Annotated in this window: 17 protein-coding genes; 9 read left to right on the top strand and 8 right to left on the bottom strand. The window is 38.9% G+C overall.

What is annotated here, in order from left to right; genetic code table 11:
* Nucleotides 1-123 precede the first annotated feature (123 nt).
* From ABD930_RS19695 to ABD930_RS19705, 3 genes are all read left to right on the top strand, one after another.
* Nucleotides 124-1,539, top strand: a complete 1,416-nt coding sequence (locus ABD930_RS19695; protein WP_345234572.1) for an arginine deiminase family protein — start codon at nt 124-126, stop codon at nt 1,537-1,539.
* Between the two features lie 96 nt (nt 1,540-1,635).
* Nucleotides 1,636-2,565, top strand: coding sequence for a citrulline utilization hydrolase CtlX (gene ctlX / locus ABD930_RS19700; protein ID WP_345234574.1), 930 nt, complete (start codon nt 1,636-1,638; stop codon nt 2,563-2,565).
* A gap of 126 nt (nt 2,566-2,691) precedes the next feature.
* Nucleotides 2,692-4,086 carry an arginine decarboxylase gene (locus ABD930_RS19705; RefSeq protein ID WP_345234576.1) on the top strand — a complete coding sequence of 465 codons (1,395 nt, stop codon included), beginning with the start codon at nt 2,692-2,694 and terminating at the stop codon, nt 4,084-4,086.
* 44 nt (nt 4,087-4,130) lie between these two features.
* On the opposite strand, the gene ABD930_RS19710 is transcribed toward ABD930_RS19705, so the two are convergent.
* Complete coding sequence (locus tag ABD930_RS19710; protein WP_345234579.1) at nt 4,131-4,913, bottom strand: C40 family peptidase; 783 nt, start codon at nt 4,911-4,913, stop codon at nt 4,131-4,133.
* 138 nt (nt 4,914-5,051) lie between these two features.
* On the opposite strand from ABD930_RS19710, the gene ABD930_RS19715 reads away from it, so the two are divergent.
* The gene (locus tag ABD930_RS19715) at nt 5,052-5,540 is read left to right on the top strand and encodes a universal stress protein (RefSeq protein WP_345234581.1); all 489 of its coding nucleotides are present in this window, start codon (nt 5,052-5,054) and stop codon (nt 5,538-5,540) included.
* A gap of 92 nt (nt 5,541-5,632) precedes the next feature.
* Here ABD930_RS19715 and ABD930_RS19720 read toward each other — a convergent pair whose 3' ends face one another.
* Entirely contained in the window at nt 5,633-5,986 is a 354-nt protein-coding gene (locus ABD930_RS19720) for a 4Fe-4S dicluster domain-containing protein (protein WP_345234583.1), read from the bottom strand.
* A 135-nt stretch (nt 5,987-6,121) separates the two neighbouring features.
* On the opposite strand from ABD930_RS19720, the gene ABD930_RS19725 reads away from it, so the two are divergent.
* A complete protein-coding gene (locus ABD930_RS19725) occupies nt 6,122-7,159 on the top strand; it encodes an aldehyde dehydrogenase family protein (RefSeq protein WP_345234585.1) in 1,038 nt (345 codons plus the stop codon).
* Nucleotides 7,160-7,162: 3 nt separating this feature from the next.
* Here the strand turns inward: ABD930_RS19725 and ABD930_RS19730 are convergent, their stop codons facing one another.
* From ABD930_RS19730 to ABD930_RS19745, 4 genes are all read right to left on the bottom strand, one after another.
* Nucleotides 7,163-8,518 carry an acyl-CoA dehydrogenase family protein gene (locus ABD930_RS19730; RefSeq protein ID WP_345234587.1) on the bottom strand — a complete coding sequence of 452 codons (1,356 nt, stop codon included), beginning with the start codon at nt 8,516-8,518 and terminating at the stop codon, nt 7,163-7,165.
* Between the two features lie 76 nt (nt 8,519-8,594).
* Nucleotides 8,595-9,317, bottom strand: coding sequence for a bacillithiol biosynthesis deacetylase BshB1 (bshB1, locus tag ABD930_RS19735; RefSeq protein ID WP_345234589.1), 723 nt, complete (start codon nt 9,315-9,317; stop codon nt 8,595-8,597).
* A 393-nt stretch (nt 9,318-9,710) separates the two neighbouring features.
* On the bottom strand, nt 9,711-10,196 hold the full coding sequence (locus ABD930_RS19740; protein ID WP_345234591.1) for a glutathione peroxidase: 486 nt from the start codon (nt 10,194-10,196) through the stop codon (nt 9,711-9,713).
* On the bottom strand, nt 10,196-10,834 hold the full coding sequence (locus tag ABD930_RS19745) for a DUF4294 domain-containing protein (RefSeq protein WP_345234593.1): 639 nt from the start codon (nt 10,832-10,834) through the stop codon (nt 10,196-10,198). The genes ABD930_RS19740 and ABD930_RS19745 overlap by 1 nt, the downstream gene beginning before the upstream one ends.
* A gap of 148 nt (nt 10,835-10,982) precedes the next feature.
* Here ABD930_RS19745 and ABD930_RS19750 point away from each other — a divergent pair, with 148 nt between their 5' ends.
* From ABD930_RS19750 to ABD930_RS19765, 4 genes are all read left to right on the top strand, one after another.
* Entirely contained in the window at nt 10,983-13,196 is a 2,214-nt protein-coding gene (locus ABD930_RS19750) for a RelA/SpoT family protein (RefSeq protein WP_345234595.1), read from the top strand.
* A gap of 140 nt (nt 13,197-13,336) precedes the next feature.
* Nucleotides 13,337-13,843 carry a Fur family transcriptional regulator gene (locus ABD930_RS19755; RefSeq protein ID WP_345234597.1) on the top strand — a complete coding sequence of 169 codons (507 nt, stop codon included), beginning with the start codon at nt 13,337-13,339 and terminating at the stop codon, nt 13,841-13,843.
* Between the two features lie 201 nt (nt 13,844-14,044).
* Nucleotides 14,045-15,319, top strand: coding sequence for an adenylosuccinate synthase (locus ABD930_RS19760; protein ID WP_345235429.1), 1,275 nt, complete (start codon nt 14,045-14,047; stop codon nt 15,317-15,319).
* 4 nt (nt 15,320-15,323) lie between these two features.
* Complete coding sequence (locus tag ABD930_RS19765) at nt 15,324-16,613, top strand: anthranilate synthase component I family protein (RefSeq protein WP_345234599.1); 1,290 nt, start codon at nt 15,324-15,326, stop codon at nt 16,611-16,613.
* Nucleotides 16,614-16,770: 157 nt separating this feature from the next.
* On the opposite strand, the gene ABD930_RS19770 is transcribed toward ABD930_RS19765, so the two are convergent.
* Both ABD930_RS19770 and plsY read right to left on the bottom strand, forming a co-directional pair.
* Nucleotides 16,771-17,577 carry a M48 family metallopeptidase gene (locus ABD930_RS19770; protein ID WP_345234601.1) on the bottom strand — a complete coding sequence of 269 codons (807 nt, stop codon included), beginning with the start codon at nt 17,575-17,577 and terminating at the stop codon, nt 16,771-16,773.
* A gap of 44 nt (nt 17,578-17,621) precedes the next feature.
* The gene (plsY, locus tag ABD930_RS19775) at nt 17,622-18,275 is read right to left on the bottom strand and encodes a glycerol-3-phosphate 1-O-acyltransferase PlsY (protein WP_345234603.1); all 654 of its coding nucleotides are present in this window, start codon (nt 18,273-18,275) and stop codon (nt 17,622-17,624) included.
* Nucleotides 18,276-18,314 lie beyond the last annotated feature (39 nt).

The following is an 18,314-nucleotide window of genomic DNA, read 5'->3' on the forward strand; positions in this document are numbered from 1 at the left end:
AAAATCAGAAATAAAAGGCTATTTTGCATCTTGTTGGTTATGAGTTGTTGTTTGTTCGTTGTAAGTCTACGTTTGAAGAGCCCTATTCCCCGTTTTTAATTTTTATTTTTAATATATCAAATTATGGAATTTCAGCTTAATGTGCAAACCGAGATCGGTACCCTTCGAAAGGTATTAGTACATAGTCCAGACAGCGGACTAGGACAAGTAGTGCCTTCTAAAGCCCAAGACTGGCTTTTTGAAGATATCGTACATTTAAAAACGTTGCGTAAAGAAGAATATGACTATTATATAAAGCTTTTATTATACTTTATTGATCCTGAAAAAATAACAACAGCAAGCCAAGAAGCGCTACAAACACGTGCCTTTTTTAAACCCGATCATCCACAATTCTACCATTCTCAGCACGTCATAGAAATACAGACCTTACTGGCAACCATATTGAAAGATCCAATCGTGAAAAGCAGTCTCGTGGCTGCCGTATGTGCTATAGAAGGTTGCAATTACCGTCTACAACAGCAGCTTACCGCCCTTGAACCGATCAAGCTGGCCAAAATTGTATTATCTGGCTCTTTTGACGATGAACAGATGATTTTTGCACCTGTCCCAAACTTGATCTTTACGAGAGACCTTGGTGTGGTCATTAACAATTATATTTTACTCAATAAACCAGCAAAAAAAGCAAGAGGCAGAGAAAACCTTTTAATGCGCTATATCTTTTTTAATCACTCTTATTTTAAGGCTTACCAAAAAAATATACTAGAAATTCCGGATCCCATTCAGCATTTTCTTCGACCAGGTGAAGATGAAGAACAACGGGCAACCTTAGAAGGTGGGGATGTGATGGTTGTCAGTAAAAATCATGTATTGATTGGATGTAGTGAGCGCACCTCTATCCACGGCGCACATGAGGCCATTAAACTCCTTTTCAAACATGAAGTGATCGATAAGGTAACCGTAATCAAAATTCCTAGTAAACGGGACTTTATGCATATTGATACCATTTTCACACAGGTCAAACGCAATGTATGGGTGGTACTGGGTACCGTAGCGAAATCTGCACAGACGGTAGTAGATGAACCCTTAAGCTTTTTTGAGTCCTCCAAACAACCTGCCCTAGAAATTATACAATTTTTTCGAGATACATCCAAACACCCTAAGTACTTTCAGTCGCTGGAAGATCTGCTCGATGATATTAGTCAAAATGATCTGCATTGCACGGAAAAAACGCGGTTTATTTACAGTGGAAACAATAGTTTTCCTTACGATGCACGAGAACAATGGACGGATTCTTGTAACCTGTTAGCGCTAAAAGAAGGAGTTGTTTTAGGATATGACCGTAACGATAAAACTATTCAGGCCTTTAAGGAAAATCATTTCACCGTAATAAAAGCGCAAGAACTCATCGCGTTGCTAGAAACGCGCCAACTAACGATAGATGAATTGCAAGATATGCTAATCACGCTTCCCTCCGCAGAATTATCTCGAGCACGAGGTGGTTTTCATTGTATGAGCTTGCCTTTGCTCAGAGATGAGTAATTACATTTAATCTTTAGTTATTGATTTGTACTTAAAGCGTGGAGCTATAACGTAAAACGTGAAACGCCTTGATACTTGATTTGACACTTACATACCATGGCAACAAATCGTGTTTTAATGATCCGTCCAGCAAATTTTGCATATAATCCGGAAACAGCTGTAAATAATAAATTCCAAGTGACTTCGAAGGAGGGAGATCTTCAGGTTTTAGCCCTTCATGAATTTGACCAATTTGTTGACATATTACGGTTGAATGGTGTTATAGTGGAACTATTTAATGATTCATCCACTCCCAAAACTCCAGATGCGGTATTTCCAAACAATTGGGTTTCTTTCCATGAAGATGGAACAGTGGTGCTATACCCCATGTTTGCAGGCAATAGACGGGAAGAGAGAAGAACTGAAATCTTAACAGCACTGCAAAAACAGTATACCATAAAAGCGCTCGTAGATCTGAGTTATTTTGAAAAGGAAGACCTTTTTCTAGAAGGCACCGGAAGCATGGTGCTCGACCGACAACATAAAATCGCTTATCTATGCTTATCCCCTAGAAGTACCTTAAAGCCTTTCACTACTTTCTGTCATCTAATGAACTATACACCACTGGTTTTTAATGCCGTTGATGCTAATGGCTTTGCTATTTATCACACCAATGTTATGCTTTGTATAGGCGACACATTTGCCGTCATCTGTAGCGAGGCGATTAAAAATTGCGCCGAACGAGCAGCGGTTCTAACATCCTTAAGACAGACAATGAAAGAAATCGTCGATATTTCACATCAACAGATGGCACATTTTGCAGGCAATATGCTCCATTTATCAAACAATATAGGTAATAACCTGTTAGTGCTATCAAAGCAAGCATATGTATCCTTAACTTCTATTCAGTTATCATGCCTCGAAAAACATGCAAAGCTACTTTATACCCCCCTTGACCATATCGAAAAAAACGGCGGCGGAAGTGCGCGGTGTATGTTGGCCGAGCTATTTTTACCACTCACCAATAACGTGAAAAAAGATCAATAACCGCATTAATCCCCGTGAATACCGATAAAACAAATACACCTTGAATAATTGCTTTTATATGTCATTTTTGACGATTGCATATAAAAGAAAATTATCTAAGTTTGCAAAAATTTTTAATTAGGATAAATGCAAAGTTATCAGGAATTTCTTGACCTAAGTGTTGGTTTCCCGCAAGACGGATTTGATATCATCGATGATGAGCTCTATTTTCACGATCTAAACTTAATGGAAATGATCGAAACTTATGGTACACCCTTAAGATTCACCTATCTCCCCATTATTAGCAAGAAAATCCAGCAAGCCAAAATATTATTTCAAACGGCTATCCTGAAAAATAACTATAGAGGTACGTATAAATACTGTTACTGTACCAAAAGCTCGCATTTTAAGCACATTGTAGAAGAAGCGCTAAAAAATGATATTCACCTTGAAACGTCTTCTGCATTTGATATGCCTGTAATTGATGCATTAGAAAAGAAGGGTGTTGTCTCTAAGGATATCACGGTCATTTGTAATGGCTTCAAAACTTTTCAGTATAAACAATATATTATTGACATGCTCCATGATGGGTTCAAGAATATTGTCCCCGTGCTGGATAATAAAGAAGAGTTTAATCTATACGATGATGAGGTAGAACTAGATGAGCCTTGTAACTTAGGCATCCGCATTGCCGCAGAAGAACAACCGGATTCCCAGTTCTATACTTCCAGACTCGGTATTAGAATGGAGGACATTATTGATTTCTACAACAACAAAATTGTCCCTAACCCGAATTTCAAGGTAAAACTCCTACATTTTTTTATTAATTCAGGGATATCGGACACACCTTACTACTGGAATGAATTAGAGAAGTATGTAACCCTTTATTGCAAATTCAAAAAAATTAATCCTGATCTCGATACCTTGGATATTGGCGGGGGAATGCCTTTCAAAGATTCGTTGGTACATGATTTTGATTACGAATATATGGTAAATGAAATCGTCAATCGAATCAAGCAAATATGTGCGGTGCACGATGTAATGGAACCGGATATCATTACTGAATTTGGAAAGTATACTGTAGCAGAAGCTTCAGGGATATTATATAAAGTATTGGGTAGGAAACAACAAAACGACAGGGAGAAATGGCTCATGTTAGATGGTTCCTTTATTACCAATTTACCAGATGTCTGGGCATTAAATCAAAAATATATTCTATTGCCTATTAATAACTGGGATTCTGAATACGAAAGGGTAAACTTGGGAGGAATTACTTGTGACGGTCAGGATTACTATAATCAAGAAGCGCACATGAATAATGTATTCATGCCTAAAACTCGAAAAGTACAGTACCTAGGTTTTTTCCATACCGGCGCTTATCAAGAAGTATTAAGTGGTTATGGCGGCATACATCATTGCTTGCTACCTTCACCTAAACATGTGATTGTTCGACGAAACAGAGATGAAACATTTAACTTTGAAGTGTTTGGTGAAGAACAAAATTCTAAGCAAGTATTAAAAATCTTGGGATACCACTCATAATGTTGAGGCTATATTCACAGCAGTGGCTTTTTTTAAACAGCCCGCTAAAAAATACGCTTTACAATCCTTAAATGATGGGTATATTTATTTAGTTCTCTCGAAAAAATCCCTGTATTATCTATTTGATCTATTTTTACACGTCCCGATGCATGAATAATCTCTTCGGCATTTAACAAAATACCAACATGCGTAATCCGGCCTTCTTCATCATCAAAAAAAGCCAGATCACCTAATTTCGCTTCTTGCAAAAAGTCTACAACTTTTCCTTGTTCCGCCTGCTGCCAAGCATCCCGCTTCACACAAATTCCGAAATGTTTATACACTAACTGGACATAACCTGAGCAATCTATTCCAAACACAGACCGGCCTCCCCACAAATAGGGAGCATTCAGGTAAAATCGACACACTTCTTCCAGTTCTTGTGCTATGGTTTCCCGATCGGGAACCCGTGAAAGTCCTAAGAAAAGATAATGGGTATTGTTAAGCGAAAAGCTATCGTCATCCAGAAACGGCAAGGTACTACCCGGCAATAAATGTAAGCTTTCTTCTTTACCCAATTTAAGCAACATGGCATGCGTTGATAGGTCGGCAATATGTTGTACCTCCGTTGTTAAGGACTCAAAAATTCCCGCATCTATAGGCTCCTGTTGTCTATAATCAATCCAACCTTCGTAAGCATCGTACGCTATCTTGATGTATAAATAATCCCCCCGCTGTTCTAACACTTCAAAAGCCTCACCAAATAATAGTTGAGACACCAGTTCACTCTTGTTACCTATATCAGCCCTAACTGGGATAATCGGTAGATTACAAATTCCATACGCCATGATACACCTAAACTTTAAGCAAACTTAGTTAATTTGCTCGGATATACCATGGAAACTGCGCTTGAAACCAGCCAAACCTTTACCCTTCACAATTGTTAAGGATATATATTGTAAAAATATATATTGTAAAAAAAAGTCATGGCAGATTCACCTTTAAATTTTAAAACCAACCGCATACTCATCGCCGTTGAGGATAGCAAATATTCAGAAAAGGCGGTTAGATACGGGTATCATCTAGCGCAAGCATTTGATGCCCAAGTAGCATTGGTACATGTAATAGATCCTCCTACAAACAGCAGTTATGGTGCAGTAGATCCTATTATGGGCGTTAACCCCATGTATATACCAGAGATCAACGAAGTACAAGAAGAAGCCTCAACTACCTTATTGGATCGATTAGCCGCCCTATGGTCGGGAGCTACAACACATATCACAAAAATGAGTAGGATGGGACAACCCCGAAAGGAAATTATAACCGCAGCAAACGAATGGCAGGCTGATCTTATTGTCTTAGGCACACACGGCCGGACAGGGTTTGATCACTTTATTTCTGGTAGTGTGTCTGAAGGTGTAGCCCGTCATGCCATCTGTCCGGTCATTATTGTTCCTTATAAAGATGAAGATTGATCATTATTGAATCAGGCTAAAACAAAAATACATCTTATAAAACGAATAAGAAATCCTTTTATAAGATGTATTTAGTAAGCGATGCCAAAGGCCTAGCCTTCCGCGTGCAGCCAAGCTTTTTTCGCTAACAGTTCTTCTTCAGTCTCCCGAATATCCTCGTCATCTACACAACAATCTACCGGGCATACAGCAGCGCATTGCGGTTCGTCATGAAAACCAACACATTCGGTACACTTATCCGAGACAATATAATATATTTCATCCGATAAAGCTTCTTGAGCCTCATCAGCATTTAACGTCGTACCGTCACCAAAATCAATTACTCCATGAAGTTCTGTCCCATCAGAAAAACGCCATGCCATGCCTGCATCATAAATCGCATTATTAGGGCATTCTGGCTCACAAGCTCCACAGTTAATACACTCGTCCGTAATTTTAATTGCCATTATCTTCTTAAAAAATCCGTTTATACCTTATTTTTGCAAAATATTAGTTTCACAATAATCTACAAATTTAGTAGCTTTTTGTTAAAATTTCATACAAAGTTACCGAAAATATAACATTTTAATCGAATTTCTGTTTTGAATATACATAATTTGACAAGCGACAAACGGATCTGGGCTTTTAATAACCTTGGCGAATATCTAAAACAACAACCAAACGATTGGGCTGAGCTCGCTACACGCGTATCTGCACAAAATAGTTGGTTCACGCCAATTGCTGTACAAATGGCCCTTAAGGCAATAGCACAGAACCTTAACACCGAAAAACTTACTCAATGGCTTGCCCCCTACCTCCCCTTATTGGATACCCCAACAACTAAAACAGTCGGTTTGGTGCTGGCAGGCAATATTCCCTTGGTAGGCTTTCATGATGTTCTAGTGGCCCTGATCGCTGGCTTTAACGTCCAGATCAAATTATCCAGTGATGATAATCAATTAATTCCCTTTTTATTAGACAAGCTTATACATATTGAACCTAACTTCGCATCATTTATTAACTATACCGATCGTTTAAAGAATTTCGACATAGTTATTGCAACAGGCAGCAATAATACTTCCCGTTATTTTGAATATTATTTCCGTGAAGTACCCTATATTATCCGTAAAAACAGAAATAGCGTCGCAGTTATTCAAGGCAATGAAAGTAAAGCACAATTAACACAACTTGGCCATGACCTGTTCGACTATTTTGGTTTAGGATGCCGAAATGTTTCCAAATTATATGTCCCTGAACAGTATAACTTTAATTTATTTTTTGAAGCTATCTCTTCCTTCAGTGAAGTTAGTCATCACCACAAATACCACAATAACTACGACTATAACAAATCCATTTATCTAGTCAATGGTAATAAGCATTTGGATAATGGTTTTTTGTTATTAAAAGAAGATGAACGTTTAGCGTCTCCTTTGGCGGTAGCTTATTATCAGACATATAACCATTTTGAACAGCTGACAACGCTATTAGACCATCAAAAAGATCAAATTCAGTGTGTGGTAAGTACGTCTCCTTTATCGGTAAACATTCCTCGCTTTCCCTTTGGTCAGAGCCAACAACCGGCACTGGATGATTACGCAGATGGAGTGAATACTTTAGATTTTTTGGCACAAAACCGCTAGTGATCAAACAAATGCGCTCATCCCTGTAATTGCTCTTCCTACGATAAGGGTATTGATCTCTTTTGTACCTTCATAGGAATAGATGGCTTCGGCATCTGCTACAAAACGGGCAACATCATGTTCCAAAAGAATCCCGTTGCCCCCCATTACTTCTCTGGCCTGACTAACAATATCTCTTGTTCGTAATGAACAAAATACTTTGGCCAAAGAGGCATGTTCGTCTTTCAATTTTCCGGCGTCCTGTAATTCCGATAGCCGATATACTAGCGTCTGCATAGCTGTTAAATTAGACAACATTTCCACCAAATGATTTTGTATCAACTGAAAAGAAGCAATTGGTTTACCAAATTGTTTTCGTTTCCGGGTATAATCCAAAGCGCTGATATAGGCACCTTGCGCGCACCCTACGGCCATCCAAGCAACCCCTGCCCTCGTCATACGCAAAACATTTGCTGTATCTTTAAAAGAATTGGCATGTGGTAAACGATCTTTTTCCTCTACTACGCAGTCCGTTAATGTAATAAGCCCATTTTGCACGATGCGTAAGGCCATTTTCCCTTTGATCTTTTCTACGCTAAAACCTGGGGTATCTTTTCTCAAGATAAAACCCTTGACTTGATGATCATCTAAATCTCGCGCCCATATAATAATCAAATCAGCAAAGGTAGCATTACCAATCCATTTCTTTTGACCATTAAGCACCCATCCGTCTGCCGTTTGCTTGCAGGTAGTCGTTAATCCTCCCGCAGCTCCTGATCCTACTTCGGGTTCGGTTAAACCAAAAGCACCGATTTTCTCCATTTTATTCATTGCCGGCAACCATTCTTGCTTTTGCTCATCCGATCCACACGAGTAAATAGACCCCATTGCCAGGCCACTTTGAACACCAAAAAAAGTGGCGATAGAGGCATCAACACGGGCCATTTCCATGGCTAATATACCTTCCATTAGAAAAGAACGATTTGGACAACCATAGCCATTAATGGTTATTCCGGCTAAACCTAATTCACCAAATTTAGGAATCAATTCAAAGGGAAATTCATCCCGTAGCCAATAGTGATTTACCAGTGGCTTAACCTCGGTTTCCATAAATTGACGTACGCGAAGCTGTAATGCACTATCCGCTGCATTCAAACGATCACTTATTTCGTAAAAATCTGGATTAATCGGCGGGAGCTCTCTATGTTTCTCCCTTCCCATCAGTTTCATTAGGCCGTTTAATTGCTGATCATCCATTTTGGAAAAACCATCCATCACCTTCGTCAAATCAACTTTTCCGGCAATTTTGGCTAACTGATCAAAATCGATGTGTTTTAATAAAGCCGCCGCTTGTCTTATCTTAGAGAACATGCTAGACATATACAGATTTGTTTATGATGTAAACAAAAATTAGCGCAAAGGGTTTACTTCAACATTTCACGTATTAGATCAACCATTACTTCAAATGGAAAAGGTTATCTACACCTAATAATCGTCTACAGGTAAAGCCTTCTCCGTAAGCCGCACCTATATATTTTCCGTATTCACGTGCTCTTCCTTCAATAATGTGCATAAAATCAGGTTTGGAAATATAGGTTTGTGGTTCATTTTCCTGATATTGCTCATTGAAAAACTGCGATTTAAATGCCCGGATACTTTGTACCTTTTGATCCCAAAATTCACTCACATCCACTACAATATCCGGTTTAATATAGTAATCTTGGATCAACTGCAGAAGTAAACGCGGACGATGTGGCTCTTGATAAATACCATCAACCTTAGTTTCTATTTTACGTAGGCCCGACAAAAAACAAGCATCATTGATCAGGTCACCTGCCCGCCCGTGGTCAGGATGGCGATCGTGAAGGGCGTTACCAATAATTATTTCGGGTTGAAATTTTCGAATAGCTTTTATTAATTCCAGTTGCTCGTATTCCTCATTTTTAAAAAATCCGTCTCTTAACCCCAAATTTTCACGCACGCTGATACCCAATAGTTTACTTGAATCCCTAGCCTCTTGCGCTCTACTTTCGACCGTTCCACGGGTTCCCAACTCACCTCTAGTCATATCCACAATTCCTACTTTTTTACCTAAAGCAATATGCTTTAAAATCGTTCCAGCACATCCAAGCTCAGCATCATCCGGATGTACGGTGATTACTAGTAAATCTAACTTCATCTGTAAATAATTATTCGCCTATTACTATTTTTACCATATTTCTACTATTGGTATCCATGAACCGCAAAGCAGTCTTTAATCCATCGGTCAGATAGAGCTTATCCTGTTTAAATCCCGAAGAGCTCACGAACATCGATTGCCTGTTTAAAATCCGTGAATAAACTTACATTTCCTTATAAGATAAAATGAAATTTTAAACATGGTCAGTTCATTATTTTTTATTCATTCAATAAGTAGCAAGACATTTTTAGTTGTGCGTTGTCAGTTACACATTGCACGTACATAGTAGTCTATTATTCATTAGCTAATCATCACATTGGCTAATCTAGATTATCGCTCAACTACCCCACAACTCAACTCCTTAACTATTCTACAACTCAACTATTCAACATACTATAACAACTGCTCTAACCGTTTTATCAAACGCCGGGATAGCGGACTCGTAAAACTATAGAAGTAATCCACCACATTTCCTTCCCGATCAATCAAGTACTTATGAAAATTCCAAAACGGTTTACTATTTAGCTTCCCATTAAGCAACTTATTACCTAAAAATTTAAAAATGGGATGTGCATCTGCCCCTTTAACCTTTATACGATCGTAAACCGTAAAATTAAGCTGCTGATCAACGCTGCAATATTGTTGTAAAGCCTCACCGCTAAGTTTTTCTTGATTACCAAAATCGTTGGAAGGAAACGCTAATACTTCAAACCCAAGATCTTTATAACGTTGGTATAACTGCTCCAATTGTTTATACTGAGGAGTAAATCCACAGGCGCTTGCGGTGTTAACGACTAATAGGACCTTATTTTGATAAATATTAAAGTCGACGACCGTACCATCGGGTTTCATTGCACAAAACTGGTAAATACGTTCCATTAATAAAAATAGCGATTGGCGTTGGCGTGATTTCGAATAATGGTTTCTATTTCCCGATCTTCGTCTGGATCATATGTACGTTTTAAATTATGACCGAAAAGTTTAGCTACCGATTGGTAGAAAAATGCAGATACCCCTCCTCTTAATTCCTTCACTAAGTCATAACTAGAATTTCCTGTTTGCCTATCAATTAATTTAATGAGTATTTCGCCCTGGGTGATGGACATATTTTTAATCTCTCGGTTAAACATGTTTTTAATTTCTTTTTCACAATCCTTCACTAAACGCTTTTGGTCCTTCTTCTTCGGCGTAACGGCTAAATCCCGCTGTAATTTGTCATACCTATTTTCTGCAAATCGGGCATAAGGCAGAACTTTTAACACATTGTATTTCAAACGATAGTATCGGGCGCGGTCCTCCGGTGTTTTAAAAATGCGCCTATCCGTTATGACTACTTCGCGCAGTAAAATCCAAGGTACCCGCTCGCCATTAATCCTGGTGGTAGACATCATTGCTGGCCCGATATTTGAGGCTTGATCTGTAGTATTGGCTAAACTATCCTTATTAACCTGCTGTGCCAAGCTCACCTTTCCAAAAAAAAGCAGTAAATAAATTAATAATAAACGTAAAAATTTCATAGATTTAGCTCTTACAAAACCATTCAATAAAGTTAAAGAAAAATTGCCGACTTATACAATTTTTATTAAACCTTGTTGAATTTGGAAATTCAAACGTATAGTAATAATTTTTTTGCGTATAGGAAACACATAGACTAAAACGAAGTATATGAAGGAATTAGTGATTGATTTAGAGGCTGAAAAAAAGGAAATATTGAAGCGATATCGAGCATTGCTCCGAGCCTGCAAACCTACATTGCAAAAAGGCGACAAGCAAATGATCCGCCGGGCTTTTGATATGGCATTAGAAAGCCACAAGGAAATGCGCCGTAAATCGGGCGAGCCCTATATCTATCATCCCATTGCCGTAGCGCAAATTGCTGCGGAAGAAATAGGCCTTGGTACAACATCTATTGTCTGTGCCTTATTACATGATGTGGTGGAAGATACCGATGTCACTTTGGACGAAATTGAAAACAAGTTCGGAAAAAAAGTAGCCAAAATCACTGATGGGTTAACGAAGATATCCGGAATTTTTGATCCTAATAGTTCCATCCAGGCTGAAAACTTCAGGAAAATGCTCCTGACATTGGCCGACGACGTACGTGTTATTCTGATTAAACTAGCTGATCGCTTGCATAACATGCGAACTATGGAGTTTATGGCGCGCGACAAGCAGCTTAAGATCGCCTCCGAAACTAGTTATCTCTATGCTCCTTTAGCACACCGTCTAGGCTTATACGCTATAAAATCAGAACTAGAAGATCTGTCAATGAAATATACAGATCCAGACACCTATAAATTCATTGCCCGGAAGTTAAATGAAAAAAAAGCTGAGCGAGAGCGCTATATCAAAGAATTTATCGGCCCTATTCAAGAAATCATTGCCGAACAAGGCATTAAAGCCAGTGTTTTCGGCCGCCCTAAATCTATCCATTCTATTTGGAATAAAATGCGTAAAAAATCGATACCTTTTGAAGAAGTGTATGATCTTTTTGCCATTCGCGTCATTATTGACACTACTCCGGAAATGGAAAAAGCCGAATGCTGGAAAGCTTATTCTATTGTTACCGATCTGTACCGACCTAATCCAGATAGACTCCGAGATTGGATCTCTTCACCTAAAGCCAATGGCTACGAATCGCTGCACACGACGGTCATGGGTCCAAAAGGACAATGGGTAGAGGTGCAAATCCGAACCAAACGCATGAACGAAATTGCCGAAAAAGGTTTTGCAGCACATTGGAAATATAAAGAATCCAATTCGGATAGTGGCCTTGACCAATGGATACAAAAAGTACGGGATATCTTAAGTAATCCGGAATCTAATGCATTGGATTTTGTAGACGACTTTAAGATGAATCTTTTCTCAGACGAAATTTTCATCTTTACACCGAAAGGTGCCTTAATCCAATTACCTTTAGATGCTACGGCCCTCGACTTTGCGTTCGAAATCCATTCTGATCTTGGGGCAAGTTGTATTGGTGCTAAAGTTAACCATAAATTGGTACCCCTGTCACATAAACTCTCTAATGGTGATCAGGTGGAAATTATTACATCCAATAAACAAACGCCTAAAGAAGATTGGCTAAATTTTGTGGTAACCGCCAAAGCTAAATCCAAAATCAAATCTGCTTTGAAAGAGGAGAAACGTAGAATAGCGGAGGATGGCAAAGAAATACTGGAACGTAAGCTCAAATCCATCAAAATCACCTATAACACGGATAACCTGAATAAATTGGCTGCCTTTCTCAAGTTGCCTTCCACGCAGGAGCTTTTTTATAAGGTAGCTAAGAGCGAAATCGACTTAAAACAGCTCAAGGAGTTTGCGGTAGCAGAAAAATCAGTCGATACCACGAGTGGTGCCAGTACAAAAATCGACAGCCATGTAGACGGTTTATTACGCAAAGTAGACAAAAAAGACAAGGAAACCGTGCTTATTGGGGATGATTTCCAGAAGCTGGATTATACCTTATCTGCTTGTTGTAACCCGATACCTGGTGACGACGTTTTTGGTTTCGTTACGGTGAATGATGGAATCAAGATACACCGTACGAACTGTCCAAATGCCTCTAAGCTGATGGCCAACTATGGTTACCGAATTGTAAAAGCCAAATGGACTTCCCAACAGGAGCTGGCCTTTCTTACCGGCTTAAGAATTGTTGGAATTGATGATGTCGGCTTAGTCAATAAGATTACAACCGTTATTTCACAGGACTTCAAAATCAATATTCGATCCATCACAATTAGTAGCAATCAAGGAATCTTTGAAGGCTCTATAATGGTTTATGTAAATAATACCGAACATTTGGAAGCCCTAATCAAAAAGCTTAAGCAAATAAAAGGTATTACCGGCATTACGCGGTTTGATTCAGAACTATAAGTACCTTAAGTACCTTGATCGTTATGAGTTACCAGTTGCAAGTCTTGCTACCATAAGTGCACAACGCGCAACACACAACTAATGATAAGATTGCATATCCCAACAATAATTTTTAGCTTTGTATATAATTAAGGATTATTATGTCTGCAACAGAAACAACAAGCATGGTCAGGAAAATTTTCGAGGCTTATCTTGAAAACAAAAGTCTTCGTAAAACTCCCGAACGCTTTGCCATCTTGGAAGAAATATATTCAAGGAATGACCATTTCGATGTGGAATCTTTATATATCCACATGAAAAATAAAAAGTATCGGGTAAGTAGGGCTACCGTCTATAATACCTTAGAACTTTTGGTATCCTGTGATTTGGTAACCAAACACCAATTCGGGAAAAATATGGCTCAATTCGAAAAATCTTATGGCTATAAACAACATGACCATATTATTTGTATTGAATGCGGTAAAGTCGTAGAATTTTGCGATCCTAGGATTCATCAAATCCAAAGCATGATGGGCGACTTATTAAAATTCGATATTAAACATCACTCGCTAAACCTATATGGCGTTTGCAATGATTGCAACGACAGCTGTCCGGAAAAAGCGAAGGAAAACAACCAAAATAAAAATAGAGAGGCTGTTTCCATTTAAGATGCGAGGCTACACGAATATAGACCAAGAAGTGTTCAAAAAGAAGCAAGTGATTGCTAAAATTTTTTATAAACAGTGAAAAGACGAGACAAATACCATAAGGTATTCGTCACGATTCGGTTATAAAAGATAATTTTTGAACGCTTTTTTTAATTTAAACATCTCCATAATCTTTAATTAAACATACACAAAATTCATATGATGAAAGTCGATGTGCTTTTGGGCCTGCAATGGGGCGATGAAGGTAAGGGTAAAATCGTAGACGTTTTAACGCCAAAATATGATTTAATAGCGCGTTTTCAAGGTGGGCCAAATGCTGGTCACACCTTAGAGTTTGATGGTCAGAAATATGTCTTAAACACCATTCCTTCTGGCATTTTCAATAAGAATACATTGAACTTGATTGGAAACGGAGTAGTTATAGATCCAATTATCTTAAAGAGAGAGCTAGATAATCTCAAAAACAATGGCTTTGATCCGGTTGCAGCTGGTAAATTGGTTATTGCCCGTCGGGCACACCTCATTTTACCCACCCATCAACTTTTAGATGCAGCCTCAGAAAGTAATATGGGAGCGAGCAAAATAGGCTCGACGCTAAAAGGTATTGGTCCCACTTATATGGATAAAACAGGAAGAAATGGAATTCGTGTCGGCGATACCACACTTCCGGATTTTAAAGAACGATATCAAAAATTAGTAGATAAGCACAAAAATATTCTTTCTCATTATGGAGAAATCCCAGATTTTAAAGAGCGGGAGCAAGCGTTTTTTGAAGCCATCGACTATTTAAAAACGATTCCTCATGTAGATAGCGATCAGTTGGTAAACGACTATTTAAAAGAAGGGAAAAGTATATTAGCAGAGGGAGCTCAAGGTACCTTATTAGATATTGATTTTGGCTCTTATCCTTTCGTGACTTCATCTAATACCACAACGGCTGGGGCATGTACCGGGCTTGGTGTAGCCCCAAGGAATATTGGTGAGGTTATTGGTATTTTTAAAGCCTATTGTACTCGTGTTGGCGGCGGCCCCTTCCCTACCGAATTGTCTGATGAAACAGGCGAAAAGCTGCGCCAAATTGGCCACGAGTTTGGCGCCACGACAGGACGGTCAAGGCGCACTGGATGGATTGATCTTCCTGCTTTACGTTATGCGATATTACTCAATGGCGTTACCGAGCTTGTCATGACTAAAGCTGATGTTTTGAGTGGTTTTGAAGAGATTAAGGTTTGTACACATTATATCCATAATGGTGAAAAGCTAGATTATATGCCTTATGACATCAATACTATCAAGCCAGAACCGGTTTATGAAACTATTCAAGGTTGGAATGAAGATATCACAGGTGTCAACCATGCTGACCAGATTCCCGAAACCTTAAAAGCTTATATGACGTACTTAGAAAGTAACCTTGGCGTCAAAATAAAATATTTATCGGTAGGCCCTGATCGAACCCAGACGCTTATTTTGGATTAGACACATGTTAACTGCTGAATATTTTTCAGAGAACATCCAACAATTTACTAAGCAAGCCCTTCAATGGGCTTCCTTATTTAATAGCGCCTGCTGTTTTCATAGCCACGGAAGTAATACACAAGACCCTTATCGTAAATTCGACATACTTTTAGCAGCTGGAGTGACCGATGAACTTTTCCCTACCCCTGAACAACCGTTTTTTACGAAACTAAAGCATTTTATAGCGCAGCATCCACACCAATGGATACCTGGTTTTTTAGCGTACGACTTAAAAAATGAATTGGAGACACTGCAGACTAATCATCCCAATGAACAAGGCATACCCGACGCTTATTTTTTTGTTCCTAAACACCTGATCCAAATTAATGGAAACCAAATCTCCATAAACAGCAACGAACCCGCTGCTGTTTTTCAGCAAATCCAATCCATCGCTGTTATCGATAATCCTTTTTCCTTTTCCGGAAAAGTGCAAGCGAAAATGACTAAGAAAGCCTATAAATACGCTTTCAAGCAACTACTAGAACATATTCACCGCGGTGATATTTATGAAGTCAATCTCTGCCAGGAATTTTTTGCCGAACAGGTTTCATTTTCACCACTCGAAGCGTATTGGCAATTAAGTACTATTTCTCCAACACCCTTTTCGTGTTACTTTAAGGTATACGAAAATCACCTTTTATGCGCTTCACCAGAACGCTTTTTGGCTAAAAGACAACAATTGCTTATTTCCCAACCGATTAAAGGCACGGCTGCTCGTGGCAATACACCTGAAGAAGATCAACAATGTAGAGACCGGTTAAGGGCTAACCAAAAGGAAATCAGCGAAAATATTATGATTGTTGATTTGGTTCGGAATGACCTTACCCGGAGTGCCCAACCAGCAAGCGTACGGGTAAATGAGTTATTAGGTGTTTATACGTTTCAACAAGTACATCAGTTAATTTCAACCATTACTGCACAAGAAAAGCCTGGCCTCCATCCACTCGATAGTATTCAAGCTACTTTTCCCGCTGGGTCCATGACGGGTGCTCCTAAGATCAACGCCATGAAATTAATTGACACTTTTGAAAGTAGCAGTCGAGGTCTCTACGCTGGATCTATTGGATATTTTGCGCCAGATGGGGACTATGATTTTAATGTCGTTATTCGAACCTTATTTTTTAATGAACAAAAAAAGAGGATATCTTTCCATGTAGGCGGCGCCCTTACAGCTGAAGCTCAAGCAGAAGAAGAATATCAAGAATGCTTGCTCAAAGCAAAAGCGATCATGGAACTTTTAGGTTTTAAAGTATAAGGGTTAAAGGAATAAGGTAATATATATTGATTTTCACCGTTAACTATTTAACAAATAACGACTTCACTACTTAACTACTACTATCTTACTATAAGTAATACAGGTGACAAATCATTTTCTATTGGCTAATATCACATTGGCTAATTCATATCATCCATCATTTCTTATAATACTTCATTGCTTCGGGAATCAGACTTTGAATATCAGCAATACGTCTCTCGTCACTTGGGTGTGTACTCAAAAATTCAGGTGGTTTTTGACCACTTGCCTTAGCCGCCATACGTTTCCAGAATGCAGTTGCCTCATTTGGATTATAACCTGCCATTGCCATAAAAGTCAGGCCCATTCTGTCTGCTTCACTTTCCTGACTTCTGGAATACTTTAAAAGCGCTACTTGGCTACCAACACCATACAATTGATTAACCAAAACCTGTGTTAATTGGGATTGCTTATTGGTTGCTAAACCAACACCTACTCCAAGGCCCTGTGCAGCCATCTCATGCGATGCGCGCTCAGAAGAATGTCGGGCGATGGCATGCGCAATCTCATGCCCCATAACGGTAGCTAGCCCAGCTTCGTTTTGCGTTACCGGCAAAATTCCCGTATATACCGCAACTTTACCACCAGGCATACACCATGCGTTTACTTCGTTGGACTCAATGAGATTAAACTCCCAACTAAATTGATATTGGTTAGCATAACCATTTTGCTGAAGGTAAGTTTCTACTGCCTGAGCTATCTTTCTACCCACATTTTGCACCATTTGGGCATTTGCTGTCCCCTTAACCACTTTGGTTTTAGGATCTTTCAGCAAATTATTATAGGCTAAACTAGCTTGTTGCTGCATGGTTTTATCATCAACCAAACTCAACTGTTTTCTGCCAGTAAGAGGCACTGTGGAGCAAGCTGCAACAAACAACAGGAATAGCAATGAAGCAAAAATTTTTGTCTTATACTGATTCATAAATCCAATAGATTTGTTTTTATACTAACAAGATTTGTGCCGATCTACTTCGATTTAGTTTTTTGTTTAAAAAGTGTAATTTTCGATTCTTTACCTTTCAATAAACGCTCAATATTTTTTTGGTGGGTAATTAATATTAAAGCACAGATGCACATGCCATAAAGCAGCAATGACTTATAAGGCGTATGGAAAACAAAAACGATACTAAATGGAAAAGTAAAACCCGCTAAAATGGAACCTAAAGAAACATATCGGGTAATCAATAATACGGTGATAAACACGCCAACACATAACAGAGCTGCCTGAAAATGTACAGCGAGGACCATTCCACATAAAGTGGCCACCCCCTTCCCTCCACGGAAGCCAGCAAATAAAGGAAACAAATGGCCCATTACGGCAATCACCCCCAAAGCAAGCTGGTAATTAATAAAAAGAACAGAGCTCGTAGGTCCGGTTATCGATACACCAATAAAATAAGCCAAATTGGTTGCTGTCCATCCCTTCAGAATATCAACCAACATCACGACAACACCTGCTTTTGGCCCAAGGACCCGGAAGGTATTTGTTGCTCCAGCATTGCCACTACCATATTCCCTAACATCAACCCCATAGAATGATTGTCCTAACCATACAGCTGTAGGTATAGAACCAAATAAGTAGGCAGCCAAAAGCGCAATAATGGCATTAATTGATGTCATTGGATACAATGATAGTAAAAAAACGAAAATCTTTACCGT

This window comes from Olivibacter ginsenosidimutans (assembly GCF_039542865.1).
GTDB classification, from domain to species: Bacteria; Bacteroidota; Bacteroidia; order Sphingobacteriales; family Sphingobacteriaceae; genus Olivibacter; species Olivibacter ginsenosidimutans.

Excerpts from the sequence above, each read along its gene's own strand:
- ABD930_RS19695 (WP_345234572.1), top strand. The coding sequence starts at position 124 with ATGGAATTTCAGCTTAATGTGCAAACCGAGATCGGTACCCTTCGAAAG.
- ctlX (WP_345234574.1), top strand. The coding sequence starts at position 1,636 with ATGGCAACAAATCGTGTTTTAATGATCCGTCCAGCAAATTTTGCATAT.
- ABD930_RS19705 (WP_345234576.1), top strand. The coding sequence starts at position 2,692 with ATGCAAAGTTATCAGGAATTTCTTGACCTAAGTGTTGGTTTCCCGCAA.
- ABD930_RS19710 (WP_345234579.1), bottom strand. The coding sequence starts at position 4,913 with ATGGCGTATGGAATTTGTAATCTACCGATTATCCCAGTTAGGGCTGAT.
- ABD930_RS19715 (WP_345234581.1), top strand. The coding sequence starts at position 5,052 with ATGGCAGATTCACCTTTAAATTTTAAAACCAACCGCATACTCATCGCC.
- ABD930_RS19720 (WP_345234583.1), bottom strand. The coding sequence starts at position 5,986 with ATGGCAATTAAAATTACGGACGAGTGTATTAACTGTGGAGCTTGTGAG.
- ABD930_RS19730 (WP_345234587.1), bottom strand. The coding sequence starts at position 8,518 with ATGTCTAGCATGTTCTCTAAGATAAGACAAGCGGCGGCTTTATTAAAA.
- bshB1 (WP_345234589.1), bottom strand. The coding sequence starts at position 9,317 with ATGAAGTTAGATTTACTAGTAATCACCGTACATCCGGATGATGCTGAG.
- ABD930_RS19740 (WP_345234591.1), bottom strand. The coding sequence starts at position 10,196 with ATGGAACGTATTTACCAGTTTTGTGCAATGAAACCCGATGGTACGGTC.
- ABD930_RS19745 (WP_345234593.1), bottom strand. The coding sequence starts at position 10,834 with ATGAAATTTTTACGTTTATTATTAATTTATTTACTGCTTTTTTTTGGA.
- ABD930_RS19750 (WP_345234595.1), top strand. The coding sequence starts at position 10,983 with ATGAAGGAATTAGTGATTGATTTAGAGGCTGAAAAAAAGGAAATATTG.
- ABD930_RS19755 (WP_345234597.1), top strand. The coding sequence starts at position 13,337 with ATGTCTGCAACAGAAACAACAAGCATGGTCAGGAAAATTTTCGAGGCT.
- ABD930_RS19760 (WP_345235429.1), top strand. The coding sequence starts at position 14,045 with ATGAAAGTCGATGTGCTTTTGGGCCTGCAATGGGGCGATGAAGGTAAG.
- ABD930_RS19765 (WP_345234599.1), top strand. The coding sequence starts at position 15,324 with ATGTTAACTGCTGAATATTTTTCAGAGAACATCCAACAATTTACTAAG.
- ABD930_RS19770 (WP_345234601.1), bottom strand. The coding sequence starts at position 17,577 with ATGAATCAGTATAAGACAAAAATTTTTGCTTCATTGCTATTCCTGTTG.
- plsY (WP_345234603.1), bottom strand. The coding sequence starts at position 18,275 with ATGACATCAATTAATGCCATTATTGCGCTTTTGGCTGCCTACTTATTT.